Origin of the sequence: Brevibacterium sp. p3-SID960 (assembly GCF_025144725.1) — a bacterium.
In the GTDB taxonomy this organism is placed as follows: Bacteria; Actinomycetota; Actinomycetes; order Actinomycetales; family Brevibacteriaceae; genus Brevibacterium.
In genome coordinates this window covers 25,552-42,030 of sequence record NZ_JALXKS010000006.1, presented here as the reverse complement: position 1 = coordinate 42,030, position 16,479 = coordinate 25,552, and the positions used below count along the sequence as shown (strand labels likewise).

20 protein-coding genes are annotated in these 16,479 nt (G+C 68.5%); 15 read left to right on the top strand and 5 right to left on the bottom strand.

The genetic code is table 11. From position 1 onward, the window contains the following. Positions 1-167: 167 nt before the first annotated feature. From M3B11_RS03150 to purM, 3 genes are read left to right on the top strand one after another with little or no spacing between them, the layout of a single operon-like run. Positions 168-566 carry a hypothetical protein gene (locus tag M3B11_RS03150; protein WP_259875334.1) on the top strand — a complete coding sequence of 133 codons (399 nt, stop codon included), beginning with the start codon at positions 168-170 and terminating at the stop codon, positions 564-566. A 4-nt stretch (positions 567-570) separates the two neighbouring features. Beyond that, positions 571-2,055, top strand: coding sequence for an amidophosphoribosyltransferase (purF, locus tag M3B11_RS03145; protein ID WP_259875333.1), 1,485 nt, complete (start codon positions 571-573; stop codon positions 2,053-2,055). Continuing rightward, entirely contained in the window at positions 2,055-3,158 is a 1,104-nt protein-coding gene (gene purM / locus M3B11_RS03140) for a phosphoribosylformylglycinamidine cyclo-ligase (RefSeq protein ID WP_259875332.1), read from the top strand. Before purF ends, purM begins: the two co-directional genes overlap by 1 nt. A gap of 66 nt (positions 3,159-3,224) precedes the next feature. Here the strand turns inward: purM and M3B11_RS03135 are convergent, their stop codons facing one another. Then, positions 3,225-3,440: a DUF3073 domain-containing protein gene (locus tag M3B11_RS03135; protein WP_165883742.1), complete on the bottom strand. Its 216-nt coding sequence runs from the start codon at positions 3,438-3,440 to the stop codon at positions 3,225-3,227. A 233-nt stretch (positions 3,441-3,673) separates the two neighbouring features. On the opposite strand from M3B11_RS03135, the gene M3B11_RS03130 reads away from it, so the two are divergent. The 12 genes from M3B11_RS03130 (at position 3,674) to M3B11_RS03075 (ending at position 14,490) form a co-directional block, all read left to right on the top strand. Further along, a complete protein-coding gene (locus M3B11_RS03130) occupies positions 3,674-4,492 on the top strand; it encodes a hypothetical protein (protein ID WP_259875331.1) in 819 nt (272 codons plus the stop codon). A gap of 189 nt (positions 4,493-4,681) precedes the next feature. Further along, entirely contained in the window at positions 4,682-5,461 is a 780-nt protein-coding gene (locus tag M3B11_RS03125; RefSeq protein ID WP_259875330.1) for a hypothetical protein, read from the top strand. Next, positions 5,458-6,312 carry a Flp pilus assembly protein CpaB gene (gene cpaB / locus M3B11_RS03120; RefSeq protein WP_259875329.1) on the top strand — a complete coding sequence of 285 codons (855 nt, stop codon included), beginning with the start codon at positions 5,458-5,460 and terminating at the stop codon, positions 6,310-6,312. The genes M3B11_RS03125 and cpaB overlap by 4 nt, the downstream gene beginning before the upstream one ends. Beyond that, the gene (locus M3B11_RS03115) at positions 6,309-7,880 is read left to right on the top strand and encodes an AAA family ATPase (protein WP_259875328.1); all 1,572 of its coding nucleotides are present in this window, start codon (positions 6,309-6,311) and stop codon (positions 7,878-7,880) included. Before cpaB ends, M3B11_RS03115 begins: the two co-directional genes overlap by 4 nt. Further along, the gene (locus tag M3B11_RS03110; protein WP_259875327.1) at positions 7,877-8,281 is read left to right on the top strand and encodes a hypothetical protein; all 405 of its coding nucleotides are present in this window, start codon (positions 7,877-7,879) and stop codon (positions 8,279-8,281) included. The genes M3B11_RS03115 and M3B11_RS03110 overlap by 4 nt, the downstream gene beginning before the upstream one ends. A gap of 2 nt (positions 8,282-8,283) precedes the next feature. After that, complete coding sequence (locus M3B11_RS03105) at positions 8,284-9,645, top strand: CpaF family protein (RefSeq protein ID WP_259875326.1); 1,362 nt, start codon at positions 8,284-8,286, stop codon at positions 9,643-9,645. Between the two features lies 1 nt (position 9,646). Further along, positions 9,647-10,573: a type II secretion system F family protein gene (locus M3B11_RS03100; protein ID WP_259875374.1), complete on the top strand. Its 927-nt coding sequence runs from the start codon at positions 9,647-9,649 to the stop codon at positions 10,571-10,573. Further along, positions 10,573-11,469: a type II secretion system F family protein gene (locus M3B11_RS03095; protein WP_259875325.1), complete on the top strand. Its 897-nt coding sequence runs from the start codon at positions 10,573-10,575 to the stop codon at positions 11,467-11,469. The genes M3B11_RS03100 and M3B11_RS03095 overlap by 1 nt, the downstream gene beginning before the upstream one ends. Before the next feature lie 6 nt (positions 11,470-11,475). Then, the gene (locus M3B11_RS03090; protein ID WP_259875324.1) at positions 11,476-12,765 is read left to right on the top strand and encodes a sensor histidine kinase; all 1,290 of its coding nucleotides are present in this window, start codon (positions 11,476-11,478) and stop codon (positions 12,763-12,765) included. Further along, positions 12,762-13,484, top strand: coding sequence for a response regulator transcription factor (locus M3B11_RS03085; RefSeq protein WP_259875323.1), 723 nt, complete (start codon positions 12,762-12,764; stop codon positions 13,482-13,484). Before M3B11_RS03090 ends, M3B11_RS03085 begins: the two co-directional genes overlap by 4 nt. A 102-nt stretch (positions 13,485-13,586) precedes the next feature. After that, the gene (locus M3B11_RS03080; RefSeq protein ID WP_259875322.1) at positions 13,587-13,832 is read left to right on the top strand and encodes a hypothetical protein; all 246 of its coding nucleotides are present in this window, start codon (positions 13,587-13,589) and stop codon (positions 13,830-13,832) included. A gap of 22 nt (positions 13,833-13,854) precedes the next feature. Then, the gene (locus M3B11_RS03075) at positions 13,855-14,490 is read left to right on the top strand and encodes a pilus assembly protein TadG-related protein (protein ID WP_259875320.1); all 636 of its coding nucleotides are present in this window, start codon (positions 13,855-13,857) and stop codon (positions 14,488-14,490) included. 7 nt (positions 14,491-14,497) lie between these two features. Here M3B11_RS03075 and M3B11_RS03070 read toward each other — a convergent pair whose 3' ends face one another. The 4 genes from M3B11_RS03070 to M3B11_RS03055 are packed head-to-tail and all read right to left on the bottom strand — an operon-like array spanning position 14,498 to position 16,468. Beyond that, a complete protein-coding gene (locus M3B11_RS03070; protein WP_259875319.1) occupies positions 14,498-14,956 on the bottom strand; it encodes a hypothetical protein in 459 nt (152 codons plus the stop codon). Further along, complete coding sequence (locus tag M3B11_RS03065; RefSeq protein ID WP_259875318.1) at positions 14,953-15,408, bottom strand: hypothetical protein; 456 nt, start codon at positions 15,406-15,408, stop codon at positions 14,953-14,955. The genes M3B11_RS03070 and M3B11_RS03065 overlap by 4 nt, the downstream gene beginning before the upstream one ends. Continuing rightward, on the bottom strand, positions 15,405-16,022 hold the full coding sequence (locus tag M3B11_RS03060) for an A24 family peptidase (protein ID WP_259875317.1): 618 nt from the start codon (positions 16,020-16,022) through the stop codon (positions 15,405-15,407). The genes M3B11_RS03065 and M3B11_RS03060 overlap by 4 nt, the downstream gene beginning before the upstream one ends. Next, positions 16,019-16,468 carry a hypothetical protein gene (locus M3B11_RS03055; protein WP_259875316.1) on the bottom strand — a complete coding sequence of 150 codons (450 nt, stop codon included), beginning with the start codon at positions 16,466-16,468 and terminating at the stop codon, positions 16,019-16,021. Before M3B11_RS03055 ends, M3B11_RS03060 begins: the two co-directional genes overlap by 4 nt. Between the last annotated feature and the right edge of the window lie 11 nt (positions 16,469-16,479).

Below are 16,479 nucleotides of genomic sequence, written 5' to 3'. Positions count from 1 at the left end.
CCTCGTGCTCAGCCCGCTGGCCCGCCGGCTCTTCGACGAACGCGGCATCGGCATCGGGCTCATCGCGCGGGCACGACCGGCAATCGCGGCACGCGGGACCGGTGAACTAGACTGTTGGGCGCACACCAGCAGGCCGCCGCCTGCCACCACGGCAACCAAGGGAGCCCATGAACGACGACACGATCGACGTCTCGGTCCGCCGCAGCCCCAAGTACTCGGCGTTCATCATCCTCGGCGTCATCCTCGGCATGATCGCAGGCGGCATCCTGTCCTTCCTGCCCGTCGACACGGCCGGCGTCGAGATCGAGGTGACCCAGGCCTCGGCGACGTGGATGCTCATGGTCTTCGTCGGCACCATCGGCGGCTTCCTCGGCGCCGTCGCCGCCCTCATCCTCGACCGCATCAGCCTGCGCCGTGCCCGCACCTACACTGTGCCCGGCGCACATGACCCCGCACCCGAGGCAGCCGACACCGAGGCGGTCGAGGTCGAGGCGCCCGAGGTCGAGACCGCTGCCGAACAGCCCTCCGAACCCGGCCGGGCGGGGGAGACGGATGTGAGAGAATAGCGGCGTGACACGCGTGAACGCAGCCTCCAGCGACGATTTCGACCTCGCCGACCAGGGCCCGCAGGACGAATGCGGTGTCTTCGGCGTCTGGGCCCCCGGCGAGGAGGTCGCCAAGCTCACCTACTTCGGCCTCTACGCCCTCCAACACCGCGGCCAGGAATCGGCCGGCATCGCCGCCAGCAACGGCAAGCAGATCCTCATCTACCGCGATATGGGACTGGTCTCCCAGGTCTTCGACGAAAGCGACCTCGACACCCTGCCCGGCCACATCGCCGTCGGCCACACCCGCTACTCCACCACCGGGGTCTCGTCCTGGGAGAACGCCCAGCCCACTCTCGGGCCCACCCCGTTCGGCACCGTCGCACTGGCTCACAACGGCAACCTGACGAACTTCGCCGACCTGCAGGAAATGGCCGATGAGAAGGCCGCCGCCCGTGACGAGACGGTCAAGGCCGCCACCCAGAAACCGGCCCGCACCCGGTCCGGGCGCGACTCCTCGAACGACACGTCGCTTGTCACCGAGCTGCTCGCCTCGTCGGCGGCCGAGAACCTCACCGCCGCCGCCCGGGAGCTCATGCCCAGACTCGACGGCGCCTTCTCCCTCGTCTTCATGGACGAGCACACCCTGTATGCCGCCCGCGACCGCCACGGCGTGCGCCCGCTGGCTCTCGGCCGCCTCGAGCGCGGCTGGGTCGTCGCCAGCGAGACCGCAGCCCTCGACATCGTCGGCGCCTCCTTCGTCCGCGAGATCGAACCCGGCGAGCTCATCGCCATCGACGAGGACGGCCTGCGCTCCTACCGGTGGGCCGAACCCGAACAGGCCCGCTGCGTCTTCGAATACGTCTATCTCGCCCGGCCCGACAGCGTGCTCAACGGCAAGACCGTGCACGCCGCCCGCACCGAGATGGGCCGCCGGCTCGCCCGCGAATACCCCGTCGACGCAGACCTCGTCATCGCCACACCCGAATCGGGCACCCCGGCCGCCGTCGGCTACGCCGAGGAATCCGGCATCCCCTTCGGGCAGGGGCTGATGAAGAACGCCTACGTCGGCCGTACCTTCATCCAACCATCCCAGACGCTGCGCCAGCTCGGCATCCGGCTCAAGCTCAACCCGCTCAAGGAGAACATCGCCGGCCGCCGGCTCGTCGTCGTCGACGACTCGATCGTGCGCGGCAACACTCAGCGGGCCCTTGTGCGGATGCTGCGCGAGGCAGGGGCGAAGGAGATCCACATCCGGATCTCCTCCCCGCCGGTCAAATGGCCGTGCTTCTACGGCATCGACTTCGCCACCCGCGCCGAGCTCATCGCCAACGGCCTCAACACCGACGAGATCTGCCAGTCCCTCGGCGCCGACTCGCTGGGCTACATCTCCCTCGACGGCATGATCGCCGCCACTCAGCAGCGCGAAGCCGAACTGTGCACCGCCTGCTTCTCCGGCGACTACCCCATTACCGTGCCCGTCACTGCGGCAGCTGAAAGAGGATGCTGATGACTCAGGACCACCAGAGCCCCGAAGCCACCACCTACGCCTCCGCCGGCGTCGACGTCGAGGCCGGTGATCGGGCCGTTGAGCTGATGAAGTCCGCAGTCGCCGCCACCCACAACGACCGGGTCGTCGGCGGCTTCGGCGGCTTCGCCGGCCTGTTCGACGTCACCTGGCTCAAGGACTACCGCCGGCCCTACCTCGCCACCTCCACCGACGGCGTCGGCACCAAGGTCGCGATCGCCCAGGCCCTCGACATCCACGACACCATCGGCTACGACCTCGTCGGCATGGTCGTCGACGACATCATCGTCTGCGGTGCCCGCCCGCTGTTCATGACCGACTACATCGCCTGCGGCAGGGTCGTGCCCGAACGCATCGCCGACATCGTCCGCGGCATCGCCGAGGCCTGCTCGGCAGCCGGCGTCGCGCTCGTCGGCGGCGAGACCGCCGAGCACCCCGGCCTGCTCGGCGTCGACGAATACGATGTCGCCGGTGCTGCCACCGGCGCTGTGGAAGCCGATGACCTGCTGGGGCCCGAGCGCGTCAACACCGGCGATGTGCTCATCGGGCTGCCGGCCTCCGGCCTGCACTCCAACGGCTACTCGCTCGTGCGCCGCATCATCGCCGACGCCGGCTGGGCCCTCGACCGTGAGGTGCCCGAGTTCTCCCGCACCCTCGGCGAGGAGATCCTCACGCCCACCCGCGTGTACTCCGGTGACCTCGCAGCGATCCTCGACGCCCGGCCCGGCACCGTCCACGCGATGTCGCACATCACCGGCGGCGGTCTGTCCGCCAACGTCGCCCGCGTCATCCCACCCGGCACGCTGGCGCGCATGCACCGGTCCAGCTGGGAGATTCCGGCCGTCTTCGACGTCCTCGGCGACCTCGGCCAGGTCCCGCAGGCCGACCGCGAACGCACCTGGAACCTCGGTGTCGGAATGGTGCTCGCCGTCGACCCGGCCGCCGCCGAGGCGGTGCTCGCCGCGCTGCCCGGCTCCTGGCTGCTCGGCGACGTCAGCGACGACGACGGCACCCATGCCTCTGACCCGTACTACGTGCAGGGTGCCAAGGGTGTCGACGGGGGTGCGGCGATCCTGCTCGACTGAGGAGGCCACCGCCTCGGGAACGGCGAAGGGCCCCGCCTGTCGGCAGGGCCCTGACGCAATCAGCGCTCAGCGGGAGCGGTCGTCGCTGTCCTCATCGTCAGCGTACTTATCGGCATAATCGGAGTAATCCGGATCATCGTAGTCCGCGTAGTCATCGGAGTCATCAGACGTCGACGCACCCCCGAGCTCTCGCTGGAGCGCACTCAGGTCCGTCTCCGGGCTGTAGTACTTCAGCTTACGGGCAACCTTGATCTGCTTCGCCTTTGCGCGGCCGCGACCCACAGGCGTCGACCCCCTCCTGGTCAGACCCAGGGCTGCTGGCTGTCGGCCCCGGGATTCTCCGGTTGTCTGTGCTTCGAATCCTACCCCGCCGCCACAGAGGTGTCATGTCGCCTCAGGCGAGCGCGGGAATACTGGACACCAGTATGAGACAGTCCCGGGCAAAAGGCGAATGAGTCCAGAAAAGCCCGCGCCCGAGGCGGAGGCGAACCGGGAGTGAACGATAGAGTGAGCACATGGGTTACGAGCGCAGCTATGTCATCTCCCTGCGGGTATTCGAGCCGCTGGTCGTGCACGAGGAATTCGCCGACTACCCCGTCAGCGCGAACCGGGAGACCATCGAGCGACTCGTCGCCGAGGACGCCGACGATCGGCTCATCAGCCTGCCCCCGGACCCCGTCGCCGACTCCTACCGCGGCACCCCGCTGTTCCTCACCGGCGCGGAGACCGGCGACAGCTTCGACCGCGTCTGCCCCGTCCAGGACGACATCCGCTCCTGGCACGCCCTCGATGCGCTCATGGAAGCCCATCCGCGCACCGAGCTCGACATGTTCGTGCCCAAGGCCGCCCGCCGCCGGGCAGCCAGCCACCGGGTCGAATGGATGCAGGACGACCCGGACACCCGCGTGTTCACGCGCACCTCGGCGTGGGACGTCTCGCCGGTGTGGTGGCTGGCGATCGATCCGGGTAACGACCGCGTCATCAGCACCGACACCGACGACGGCAGCTTCCGGATCCGCATCCGCACCCCGATCGTCACCGCCGCCGCCCGCGTCGAATGGGCCCACGACGTGATGGACGAGAAGTCCCGGCTGCGCGCCGTCGTCGAATCGACTGAGGCATTCGGCGACTGGCTCGACGACTTCGATATGAACGCGATGCTCGAACTCGACCTCGGCGGTATGAGCGAGGTGCTGTGGCCGGACACCGGCGCTGCACACGTCACCGACTGGATCGACTGCCTCGACACCGACGACACCGAGGGCGCCATCCGCGCTTTCAACCGCTACACCCGCCAGTGGGAGATGATCGGCCTCTACGCCCGCAGCAGCTGAGGCGCAGCCTGCGGGGCTGGTCTCTCAGCCGCAGGTCTCCTGTCGTTTGCGGTCCATTCACTTGAAACCGCCGATCGCGGTGCTAGTGTGGCATTCGTTGAGAAGTCAGCTGACTCTCAGCATTCATTTCGCACATCCTCAGTAATCTCTCCTGCCCCGCACCACTCCACCGACCCCCTCGTGAGCGCCATGCCCCCAGCAAGACCCGTCTCCCGTGCCTCCATCCATCTCGCGCCTCTCAGCCTCGACGAAGCCGTCGCCGTCCTGGAGGGCGCTACCACCGGGACCCCCTGCATCTTCATCGTCCCCGACGGTGAGTTCGATGCCTGCCAAGCGGTGATCTCCCGGGCGCGGGCCGCCAGCCTGCACAATGTCGTGCTCTTGGCTCGCACCGGCCTGAGCCCGCTCGGACGAGCGGTGCTCACCGACATGGCCCGCTCGCTGGCCTCCCGGCTTGCTGCTGGCCAGCTGCTGGCCGTCATCGCCGAACTGGAGCTCTCGATCCGCTGCCTGGCGGTCGCCCGCTCGGTGACCCGGCTGCGCCAACCGACCCCCTCGCTGTGGCAGCACATCGTCAGCTGGCTGCCGTCGTCTCGCTTCCTCATCCAGCTCGACGCCGGAGTCGAGCGGCTGCGTCCCGGCCAGCTGCGCGACAGCGGCGTGCTGCGGATGCCGTCCGAAGCCGTCGTCATCGCCCGCGGCCGAGGCGTCGGTGCCGAGGCAGACGGAGCCGTGGCCGAACTGGCCGACCGCCTCGGGCAGCCGCCGATCGTCAGCCTCGATGTTGGCCCCGGCGACTGGTGGGGCAAGAAGGAGATCGTCGACCTGTGCATCGCACCGGCCGATCTCACCCCCTACCTGCAGCGCGTCACCGAGCTGGCCGTCGAATGCCGCTGGTGCCAGGTGCCGTGCACTCCCGGCGGCTGCCAGATGTGCCAGCCGCGTACCCGTTCAGGAGCAGATGTATGAATCCCAAGCAGCGCCGAGGGCTCATCCTCATGATCGTCGCCGGGCTCGGCGCTATCGCCGTCTTCCTGGGCGTGGTGACCTATGTGCAGTCGGTCAGCGCCGACGTCGGCCCGAAGTCGACGGTCTACGTCGCCAAAGAAGACATCGCCCGCTTCCAGCCGATCTCCCTCGATCACGTCGAGACCCAGGAGGTTCCCGACAAGTTCATCACCCCGCAGATGGTGACGACGAAGGAGCAGCTGGCCGGCCAGAAGGCCTCGACGGCGATCCAGCAGGGTTCGACCCTGCAGACCGACATGCTCGAAGCTGCCTCCTCGCTCGAAGACGGGCAGCGGGAGATCTCGGTGAACTTCGACGCCGCTCTCGGCATCAACGGCCGCGTCGCCCCTGGCGACACCGTCGATGTCATCGCCGCCTTCGCTAAGCGGCTGGACAACGACCAGGGCCCAGAGAACTACAAGCGCGCCGACATCCCCTACAACGTCGCCGGGGTGCTCGTGCGCAACGCCCGCGTCGTCTCCGTCGGCCAGCCGACCGACCCGAACGCCGAGGTCGGCGCCGCCGACCAGACCGGTGCTGAGGTCTCCCAGGTGCCGGTGACCTTCGCCGTGTCCGTCGACGAGGCCAGCCGGCTCGCCTACGGCGAGGCGTTCGCAGTGTCGATGCGGCTCATGCGCTCGGGCAACAACGAGACCGGCTCCCAGATCGACGATGAGGACCTGTACTTCGACGACCCCGATCTCGAAGGCGTCCTCGGCTCGAGCCGCAGCGACGGGCAGCAAGACGACAGCGAGGAGACGACGGAACCCGGTGCGAGCCGGTCCGGTCGAGAGAATGGGGAACAGCCATGACCAAGGCGATACTGTGCAGCTCCGATGACTCCCGAGCGTGGGAGATCCGCACCTCGCTGGCCGACGTGGATGTCGCGATCGAACGCCAGTACTCCTCCAGCTCGACGCTGCTGAGCGCACTGGCGAGCCTACCGGTCGATGAGATCGACCTCGTCGTCATCGACAGCGTCGTCGAGCCGATGCCGGTGTGGGACATCGCCCGCCACGTCGCTGGCGTCATGCCATCGGTCGCAGTGCTCACCGTCGTCGACAACCCGGTCCATGACGACTACGTCCGCGCGATGGACGCAGGCGTGCGCGGCATCCTGCGCTACCCGCTCGGCTACGACGACGTCTCCCAGAAGGTCACCTCGGCGCTCGGCTGGGCGCAGACCGTGCGCAGCGCGGTCACCCGCCAGCTCTCCGACGCCGAGGCGGAGGGCACCGGCGGCCGGATGCTCACTCTGTGCTCGGCCAAGGGCGGGGCCGGCTCCTCGACCCTGACCGTCCACCTCGCCCGCGCCGCCCAGGCAGCTGCACCGAACCGCCGGGTCGTCGTCGTCGACCTCGACCACCAGAAACCGGATTTCTCAATCCTGCTCAACGTCCCGCAGCACCGCACGATCACCGACCTGCTCCCTGTGGTCGACGAGCTGACCTCGCGCCAGCTCGACGACGTTCTCTACACCTCGGACGAGGGCTATGCGGTGCTCTTCGGGCCCGTGCACGGCGAGGAGTCCGAGCTGCTGAGCGCCCAGGCGGTGCGCACGATCCTCGGCACCCTGCGCTCCCATTTCGACATCGTCATCGTCGACATCGGCTCGGTGCTGGGCGAGGCGAATGCCTCGGCTGTCGAGATGGCCGACGAAGTGTGCATCGTCTCCACCTGCGACGTTCTCAGCCTGCGCGGGGCTCGGCGCATCAACCAGCTGTGGACCCGCCTCGGGCTCGTCCCAGCCGATGCGGCAAAGGTCATCCTCAACCGCACCGACAAGCGCTCCGACATCCAGCCGGAGGCGGCGAAGAAGATCGTCGGCCTGCCGGTCATCTCACCGCATGTGCCGGAGACCCGGCGGATGCTCGAACTGGCCGTCAACCGCCGTGACCCGGGACTGGCCGGACCGGCCTGGGCACAGAAGATCTCCGAACTCGGTGTTGCGCTCGGTGTCGTGCCGGCTGCCGGCCTCGACGTCGTCGAGACCCGCCGCGGCAGGCGCAAGCGCCGCCGCACCGCTGACGCCCAGCAGGAGCTGGCCCGCAGCGAAGCCGGTCAGGGCAGCCTGGAGTTCCTCGGCATCATCACACTCATCGGGCTCATCGCCGCCATCGGCTTCCAGCTCGTCCTCGTCGGAATGACGTGGACCTTTGCCGCCAACGCCGCCAACGAGGGAGCCCGCGCAGCGGCGGTGAGCCAGTCGGCCGAGCGGGCCGCGCGCTCGCACACCCCGGCGGCATGGCAGGACGGGATGAGCGTCCGCCAGGGCGGAGGAGAGGTGACCGTCACCCTTGACACCCCGCTGCTGGTGAACATCAGCGACGACTTCCGGTTCACCATCCCCGCCAGCGCCGGGGTGGTGAGGGAACCATGAGTGCTGTGCTGGACCGCCGCCGCTGCAAAGCAGAATCCGGACAGGCGAGCCTGGAGTTCGTCGGCACCCTGTTCATGTGGCTGGTGATCGTGCTCGTGACCCTGCAGATCCTGCTGGCGATGTTCGCCCTCGCACAGGCCAACTCCGCCGCCCGCAACGCCGCCCGTTCCGAGGTCATCAGCGCAGGATCCGGGCAGGCCGCCGGGCGCAGCGCCGTGGCTGATCCGCTCAAGCGCTCCGGAGTGCAGAGCAGCTGCTCAACGACCGGCGGCAGCCGCGGATCGGTCACCTGCCGGGTCTCGATCACCGTGCCGATGCTTGGCCCGCACTGGGTGCCGCAGTGGGTGCCGCCGCTGGTCGTCACCCGCCAGGCCGTCCAGCCGATGACGGAGGTGAGGTGAGCATGTCCCTGCTCCGCCGTGCCGAAGAGCAGCGCCAGCTGCAGGGCAGCCCGCACAGCCGTCGCGCGCAGACCCGGGCTGAGAACACCTTCAACGAACAGGTCCGCCAGTACCGCCGGATGCTGCTGGAGGAAATCGACCTCGAAGAGCTCTCCACGCTCGAACTCGGCCAGCGCCGGGTCCGCCTCGAACGGGTCATGAGCCACCTGCTGTCGCAGAAGGGCCCGGTCATGTCAGCCCGCGACCGGCGCCGCGTCATCCAGCGCGTCGTCGACGAGGCGCTGGGACTCGGCATCCTCGAACCGCTGTTGGCCGATGAGTCCGTCACCGAGATCATGGTCAACGGTCCGCACGACATCTTCGTCGAGCGTGCCGGCCGTCTCGAGCGACTCGACATGGAGTTCTCCGACTCCGACCAACTTATGCAGGTCATCGACCGGATCGTCGCCGGGGTCAACCGCCGTGTCGATGAATCATCCCCGATGGTCGACGCGCGCCTGCCCTCCGGCGAGCGCGTCAACGTCATCGTCCCGCCGCTGGCCCTCGACGGGCCGACACTGACGATCCGCCGATTCCCCACCCCCTTCTCGCTTTCCGACCTGCAGAGCAAAGGCAGCTTCGACGCGCAGGCGGCGGCACTGCTGACCGCCTGTGTGCGGGCCAGGCTCAACATCGTCGTCTCCGGCGGCACCGGCACCGGCAAGACGACGATGCTCAACGCCTTGTCCGGTCTCATCCCCGACGGAGACCGCATCGTCACCATCGAGGACTCCGCCGAGCTCCAGCTCCAGCAGCCGCACGTCATCCGCCTTGAGTCCCGGCCGGCCAACGTCGAAGGGCAGGGGCAGGTCACGATCCGTGACCTCGTGCGCAACAGTCTGCGCATGCGCCCGGACCGCATCATCGTCGGTGAGGTCCGCGGCGGTGAGACGCTGGACATGCTGCAGGCCATGAACACCGGCCATGACGGTTCGCTTGTCACCGTGCACGCCAACAACACCCTTGACGCGGTCTCCCGGCTGGAGACGCTGGCGAGCATGAGCGAGGTGAAGGTGCCCTTTGAGGCGCTGCGCGACCAGATCAACAGCGCTGTCGACCTCATCGTCCAGCTCACCCGCGGTGCCGACGGCTCCCGCCGGGTCACCGAGATCGCCGCGGTGACGTCTCAGAGCCGGCAGGAGTTCGAGCTCACCCCGCTCATGCGCTTCGAATCCGCGCCCCTGGCGTCGGACCGGATGGTGCGCGGCCACCACGTGATGCAGACGATCCCGGCGGCACTGGCCGACCGGCTGTGGATCGCCGGGCATCCGCTGCCCGATTCGATCCCGGTCGCCCCCGGGGCTGCGTGCAGGAGCCGTGCCTGAGATGCCGACCTGGATCCTGCTCGCGGCTTTGGGCGTCGCCCTGCTCGGCGCCTGCGGCGTCGTCGTCTACGGACTCGGCACCGGCGAGCAGCATGACATCGTGCGCGCCGAGCGTGGCGCGAACAGCACCGGCTTCCGGTCCCGGGTGATCCGCCCGATCAACAATGCCTTCCTCGCCACCCGGACAGGCACCCGCATCGCCACCGCGCTCATCCACGCCAACGTCCGTCGCCTCTACGCCGTCGAGTACGTCGCCCTTGCCGTGCTCATCGTGCTCGTTGCCTTCCTCATCCTCAACCGGTCGATCGCGACGTTCTACGCCGTCGTCCTCGCCGGCGGCCTCGGCTGGCTGCTGTGGGCACTGCTCGGTTACCTCAGGGAACGGCAGCGTGAGCGGTTCCTGCAGCAGCTGCCGGAGTTCGCCCGGATCATGGCGAACTCCACCGGCGCCGGCCTGTCGATCCAGACCGCGCTGCGGGTGGCCGCCAATGAGATGCCCGACCCGGCCGGCCGCGAGCTGACCGCACTCGAACGCGAGCTCTCGATCGGCACGCCGCTCGAAGTCGGCCTCGAGCGGATGGCTGAGCGCATCCCGGGCCGCGACCTCCATGTCCTCGTCTCCACCCTGGCGATCTCACAGCGCGCCGGCGGCTCGCTCATCTCAGCGCTGCGCGGCATGTCCGAGACCCTGGAAGACCGCAAGGAGACCAAACGCGAGGTCAAGACGCTCGTGACCCAGGCCAGCTACACCGGGTATATGGTCGTGGCCGTCGGCATCGGCTTCGTGCTGCTGATGAACGCGATGAGCCCCGGCGTGCTGTACAAGCTCACGAGCACCATCGTCGGCCAGATCGGCCTGTTCATCGCCGCCGGCAGCTACCTGTTCGGCCTCTACCTCATCAACCGTATGGTGCGGGTGAAGATCTGATGTGGGCACTGCTGTTCGCCGTCCTCGGCACCGCCGTCTTCGCCACCGCCGTCATCGGCTACCGCGGACTGCGCTCCGACCCGCTCGCGGCCCTGTCGGCTGACGACCGGGTGCTCATCCGCGACCCGCGGGCCGGGCGCACCCGGCCGCGCGGTTTCTTCGGCTCGCTCGGCCTGCGTTTGGGCCCGCCGCTGGCTGAGCTGCTCGGCAGCCCCTACCGCAGCTTCATCGAACGCCGACTGCTGCTGGCCGACCGGCAGAAGTACCCGGACTACACCACTTTCATGGCCTCGAAGGCGGCGATCCTCGTCATCGCCGGCGGCGCCGGTCTTGCGCTGGCCCTCATGACCTCCAGTGGGGCCTTCGCGGTCATCGCGCTGGTCGCCGGCTTCTTCGTCCCGGACCTGCTGTTGCACCTCAACGGGCGTTCCCGCCAGGAGCGCATCGAAGACGATCTGCCCGACTTTCTCGACGTCCTGTCCGTCACGGTGTCAGCCGGCTTGTCCTTTCGGTCAGCGCTGCGCAAGGTCACCGAACGGACCGAGGGGCCTTTGGCCGAGGAGGTGCAGACGACGCTGCGGCAGATGGACGTCGGCGAGCCGATGTACGCCGCCTTCAGCGCGCTGCGCGACCGCACCGATTCCGACTCCCTCAATACCTTCGTCAACGCCCTGCTGCAGTCCGAGGAGCTCGGCGCGCCGCTGGCCGATGCGCTGCAGCAGATCGCCGTCGACATGCGGCGCACCACCGCCCAGCGCGCCCGGCAGAAGGCTGCGAAGGCCTCGCCCAAGATCGCCAGCGTCGTCACTCTCATCATGGTGCCGGGCACGATGGCGCTCATGCTCGTCGTCATCTACTTCGTCGCCGGCCTCGACGAAGGCTCGCTGTTCGGATAGGGCACCATGACACCGCGCATCGCTCCCAGCACCACCAGCACCGAAACCGCGCCGGCGGCAGCGCCCGAGGCGGCCTCGCCGGCGCGGCCGGATCCCACCGGCGGCATCGTCGCCGACCTTGTCAAAGCTGTTGTCATCGTCCGGGTGTTCTTCATCTACCCGGTCGTCATCTCCTGGGTCACGACCGGCCCCGGTGTCGTCGAACTGGCCGTCACCGTGCTGCTGGCCGCTGAATCGCTCATCGTGCTGCTGCGCTGGAACCGGACCGCCGGCTTCATCCAGCGCCACCCCCTCATCCTCAGTATCGACATCCTGTTGGCTGTCACCGTGCTCGCCTTCACCGGGGCGGACTCGCCGTTCTTCCTCTACCTGTGCGCTACCGCGGTGCTCATCGGCCTCATCTACATCTCAGCCAGCCGCACTCTGCTCACCATCCTCGTCTTCCTCTCCTACGGCGGCGCCGCCCTGACCCGGGCGCTCATGATGTCGGCCGCCACGACAGCCGAGGTGGCCTCCGCTGTTGTCTCCGTCGCCGGCGGGTTCGCGCTGCTGGGCGTGCTCGTCTACCTCGGCAGCACGCTCAGGCGCCTGCAGAGCCGCGTCGACTCAGCCATCGATCTCACTCGGCGCAACGCGAGTGAGGCCGCGCTCGGTGAGGAGCGCTCGCGCATCGCCCAGGAGCTGCACGACTCAACGGTCAAGTCGCTGGTCGGCATCGACATGCTCGCCCGGGCGATCCACCGCTCACCGGAGACCGCCGACTCGAATGCGCGCCTCATCAGCGATGCCGCAGCCGGGGCGGTGACCGATTCGCGGCGGATCCTGGCGAACCTGCAGCTGACGACGCTGCCGCCGCTGGAATCATCGCTCGAAGCGCTCGCCGCAGAATACGAGACCCTCTACGGGGTGCGCTTCCGCCTCGAACTCGGCGACCACGACGAGCTGCCCCTGCCCATCCGCTACACCGCACGCAAGATCGCCGAAGAGGCGATGAGCAACGCCGCCCGGCACTCCGGTGCTGAGCAGATCGTCGTGCGCCTGGAACAAGGCAGCGCATCGATCGACCTGCGCATCAGCGACGACGGCATCGGCATCCCTGCTGACCGGCAGGCCAGTCGCCTCGGGCACTACGGGCTGGCCGGGATGCGCGAACGCGCCGGCAACCACGGCTGCACACTGCGCATCGAATCCCCGCCCACCGGCGGCACCACCGTGACCCTGTCGATCCCGCGCCAGGCCGGTACCCCTGACTCGCCGCAGCAGACAGATCCCCCGCAGAAAGCAGATCCCAGATGAAACACCCGATCCGCGTTCTCGTCGCTGATGACAACCACGTCGTGCGCCTCGGCCTTGAACAGCTGCTCCACTCGATCTCCGGCGTCGAACTCGTCGGCGCAGCGGCCGACGGCGCTGAGGCCGTCGAAATGGCGCAGGCCTGTCAGCCCGACATCTGCCTGCTCGACGTCCGGATGCCGGTGATGAACGGCATCGAAGCCGCACGCAGGCTCTCAGACGAGCACAAGGTCGTGATGCTCACGCACAGCGAAGACTCCGAGAACGTCACCGCCGCAATCGACGCCGGTGCGCACGGCTACATGATCTACCACGAGATCGACGTCGACTATCTCCACCAGTCGCTTATGTCCGTCATCGGCGGCGGGATGCTCGTCTCGGCCACCGCCTCGACCGCGCTCATGGCGCGCGCCGCCTCGGCCCCTGCTGCCCCAGCCGTCGAACTGGCCAACCAGGGCCGCAGCGAATCCGGTGACACGCTCGGGCTCAGCCGCCGTGAGGTCGAGGTCATGGACCTCATGGCCGAGGGCCTGAACAACCGGGCGATCGCACAGACCTTCTTCCTGTCGGAGAAGACCGTGAAGAACCACGTCAACCGCATCTTCACCAAGCTCGATGCCGCCACCCGCGCCGAAGCTGTGAGCATCTGGCTCAGGCGCGCGCACGCAGCCGATGCCGGCACTGGGCCTTCGGTCCCAATGCAGGTTTGGGCCCGGAACTAGGCCGCTATGCCCTCCCCACCCGGTCGCCGGTGACGAATACTGAAGATGTCACTGCGACGCACCCCTACCCCGCGTCCCGATCCCCACCGAAAGGTCAGAACAATGCACAAGCTCCAGCTCATGGCACACAAGGTCGACGTCAACGCCCGTACCTTCGCCTCGGCCGCCCAGGAAGCCCTCGCCGCCAAGCGCGAAAAGGGTCAGGGCACCATCGAATACATCGGCATCATCGTCGTCATCTCGGTCATCATCGCCGGCCTCGTCTTCTTCTTCAACGGCGAAGGAAAGACCGCGATCTCCGAGGGCATCACGGACGTCATCGACTCGATCTTCAGCAAGAAGCAGTAACCGGCGCGTCGTGCTCTGCCGGATGCTGAAGCGAGATGACGGACAGGTCTCCCTGTCCGTCATCTTGCTGTCTCTCATCATCCTCGCGGCAGGAATCGGCGCCTTCGTCTTCGGTGAAGCCGCCGACGCCCGGTCGCGAGCACAGAAATCCGCCGATGCGGCTGCCCTGGCTGCCGCGCGCGACACCCGCGACACCCTCATCGAGATGTACACCCGCGGGCATGTGCCCACGCCGCCGCGTCCGATCCTGACGCCGTGGGAGACCCACATCCTGGTGGCCAACCAGAGCGGCCGCGCCGGGGCCAGCGACTACGCCTCACGCAACGCCAGTTCGGTGACCTCGTATGTGCCCGCCGGCTACCGGATCACCGTCGACACGGCCTCGAACGAGACACCGGTCGAATCCCCGGTGGGCAAGAAGGTGCGCACGTCACTGTCCTCACCGGCGACGGCGACTGCGGAGCTCGATAAGAGCGGCATGTTCTGCACCGTCGTCAATGTTGTCATCGTCAAAGGCGTCATCGTCGAGTGGAGCATGAAGTGCACCCGCAAGGGCCGCACGGCTCACGCGCACTATGTGGCACCGCTGCTCACGATGCCGGTCGCACTCGACAGGGACTCGTGGCGCAGACTCTTCGACATCCGGCTGGTCGACTGACCAGGTCTCAGGCGGTGCCGAGGACTACGGCGACAGCACCTGCCAGGGTTCCGGCCAGCAGCAGCATCCCCAGGGTGCGGCTGCTGGCCGTTCGCATACCCGGCTGCCGCAGTGCGCGTCGCTTCCGGCGCTGCCGGGCAGGTGGTTTCACAGCTTCCCCCTCAGCCCCGGTCAGGTCTGCCGTGTCCGAGGCGGTGGCCGGCTGAGCGTCGTGCGCTGCCGTGGCATACCAGGCCGGGCCTGGGCTGAGATCTGCCGCGGACAGGCGCGGCGGCTGAGAGTCTGTTCGTCCGGCTGCAGGCTGCGGTGGTGCGGCCGGCTGCGGTGGTGCGGCCGGCTTCGGCGGGAGCACGGTGGCGGGTGTGGGCTCCGGGACATCAGACACCGGCTGCTGGCGCTGCGGCCCGCCCAGCAGCGACCGGCCGGGCTTGCGGGAACCGGAACGGGTGGGGCGGCCGAAGATCATGGCATCCTCCATTCGATCGTGCCGTCGGGAAGTCGCGCGTAGTCCACGGCGACGGGCTCGTCCAGGTGCATCGTGAAGCCCTCTTTCCGCGCCTGCTCGCAGGCAGCGGACTGCGCTGCCGCACTGCCGAGTGCCAGTGCGGGAGCGTACTCATTGATGATGTGCGGGTTGCCGAACAGCTGCCGGCGCACCGGCAGCGGCACCTCGGGTGCCCGCACGAACCGTCCCTGCAACTGCTCACCGTCACCGGTCGTGATGAGCGGGCCGACGGACAGCGCCTCACCGGTTCCGCTCAGCCGCGCCCCAGCCTGCAGGCGGATGACGGCAGCGGTGATGCGGCCGGTGGACACGGCACTGCGGCCGCGGCGGGAGCGGGCGCGCACGATCGCAGCCCCGAGGGCCGTGAGGGCGATGAGCGCTGCGAAGACGAGGATCTCGGGGCCCATGCTCATCCGGTGGTGGTGATGACGATGAGGGTGCCGGCCAGCAGGTACGGGCCGAGCGCGATCGCAGACGACCGGGTCGCCCGGCCGGTGAGCATGAGCACGAGCCCGACGACAGCAGCGAGCAGGAACCCGAGGAACGGCCCGATGAGCACCGCCGGCGGAGCGATCGCCCCGAGGCACAGGCCCATCGAGAGGGCGAGCTTGACATCGCCGAACCCGAACCCGCTGCCGGCACCCAAGAAGAACAGGAGACCGAAGACCGCCGTGAGGCCAGCAGAGCTCATGATCGCTCGCACCAGCATCGACCAGTCACCGCTGAACACAGCTCCGGCCGTGACGGCGATGAGGCACATGCCGGCCAGCGGCAGGGTGATGACATCGGGCAGGCGGTGCTCGGCCAGATCGACGGTGATGAGCAGCGGGGTGACGGCTGCGAAGAGGCAGAAGGCGCCGAGAGCCGGCGAGCCGGCCCGCAGCAGCACCACGAGACCGGCCAGCGCGAGCCCGGCAGCCAGCAGCCCGGCCCAGGCCAGGCGCGAGGGCTGGGTCGCTCCGAACACCACCCAACGATGCGGGGCTGCTGCATGGTCATCGGCAGCCTCTGGTCGGGGCTCGTTCACGCTCGTGTCTTCGGCAGTCGTGATGCGTGCTGCCCGGCTGCGTGCTGGCCTTGGCGGCGGGGGCTGCTGCTGTCGCTGTCTAGGCGATCTGAGCGCTCGGCGAGCAGCCAGCGCACACCCATGACGACGGCCATGCCAGCCAGAGCGGAGACGGCGGAGCTCGCGAGCACGCCGAGGGTGGTGAGCGGGTGGAAGAAATCGTGCTGCACATAGCGCAGCACAAGCCAGTAGACGCTGATGGCCACTGGCGCCGCCGCCACCGCCACCAGGTGCCGGCCCCAGCCACCGCGGCCCAGCTGCGCGTGATACGCCGAGGCGACGAGCCCGGCGAGGAAGGTCGGCAGCAGGTACAGCAGCGGTATGCCGCTGCCGACCGTGAACCCGAGTGCCAGGTTGACGACGACGAGTGCACCAGCTGCGAACAGCCATGCCCGGATGAGATCCATCAGCCCTCTCC

What these genes read in the sequence shown, in the direction of transcription:
- M3B11_RS03070 (WP_259875319.1), bottom strand. Translation starts at nt 14,956, where the DNA reads ATGATCTTCGGCCGCCCCACCCGTTCCGGTTCCCGCAAGCCCGGCCGG.
- cpaB (WP_259875329.1), top strand. Translation starts at nt 5,458, where the DNA reads ATGAATCCCAAGCAGCGCCGAGGGCTCATCCTCATGATCGTCGCCGGG.
- M3B11_RS03130 (WP_259875331.1), top strand. Translation starts at nt 3,674, where the DNA reads ATGGGTTACGAGCGCAGCTATGTCATCTCCCTGCGGGTATTCGAGCCG.
- M3B11_RS03055 (WP_259875316.1), bottom strand. Translation starts at nt 16,468, where the DNA reads ATGGATCTCATCCGGGCATGGCTGTTCGCAGCTGGTGCACTCGTCGTC.
- M3B11_RS03105 (WP_259875326.1), top strand. Translation starts at nt 8,284, where the DNA reads ATGTCCCTGCTCCGCCGTGCCGAAGAGCAGCGCCAGCTGCAGGGCAGC.
- M3B11_RS03125 (WP_259875330.1), top strand. Translation starts at nt 4,682, where the DNA reads ATGCCCCCAGCAAGACCCGTCTCCCGTGCCTCCATCCATCTCGCGCCT.
- M3B11_RS03085 (WP_259875323.1), top strand. Translation starts at nt 12,762, where the DNA reads ATGAAACACCCGATCCGCGTTCTCGTCGCTGATGACAACCACGTCGTG.
- M3B11_RS03115 (WP_259875328.1), top strand. Translation starts at nt 6,309, where the DNA reads ATGACCAAGGCGATACTGTGCAGCTCCGATGACTCCCGAGCGTGGGAG.
- purM (WP_259875332.1), top strand. Translation starts at nt 2,055, where the DNA reads ATGACTCAGGACCACCAGAGCCCCGAAGCCACCACCTACGCCTCCGCC.
- M3B11_RS03100 (WP_259875374.1), top strand. Translation starts at nt 9,647, where the DNA reads ATGCCGACCTGGATCCTGCTCGCGGCTTTGGGCGTCGCCCTGCTCGGC.
- M3B11_RS03150 (WP_259875334.1), top strand. Translation starts at nt 168, where the DNA reads ATGAACGACGACACGATCGACGTCTCGGTCCGCCGCAGCCCCAAGTAC.
- M3B11_RS03080 (WP_259875322.1), top strand. Translation starts at nt 13,587, where the DNA reads ATGCACAAGCTCCAGCTCATGGCACACAAGGTCGACGTCAACGCCCGT.
- M3B11_RS03110 (WP_259875327.1), top strand. Translation starts at nt 7,877, where the DNA reads ATGAGTGCTGTGCTGGACCGCCGCCGCTGCAAAGCAGAATCCGGACAG.
- M3B11_RS03090 (WP_259875324.1), top strand. Translation starts at nt 11,476, where the DNA reads ATGACACCGCGCATCGCTCCCAGCACCACCAGCACCGAAACCGCGCCG.
- M3B11_RS03095 (WP_259875325.1), top strand. Translation starts at nt 10,573, where the DNA reads ATGTGGGCACTGCTGTTCGCCGTCCTCGGCACCGCCGTCTTCGCCACC.
- M3B11_RS03075 (WP_259875320.1), top strand. Translation starts at nt 13,855, where the DNA reads ATGCTGAAGCGAGATGACGGACAGGTCTCCCTGTCCGTCATCTTGCTG.
- M3B11_RS03065 (WP_259875318.1), bottom strand. Translation starts at nt 15,408, where the DNA reads ATGAGCATGGGCCCCGAGATCCTCGTCTTCGCAGCGCTCATCGCCCTC.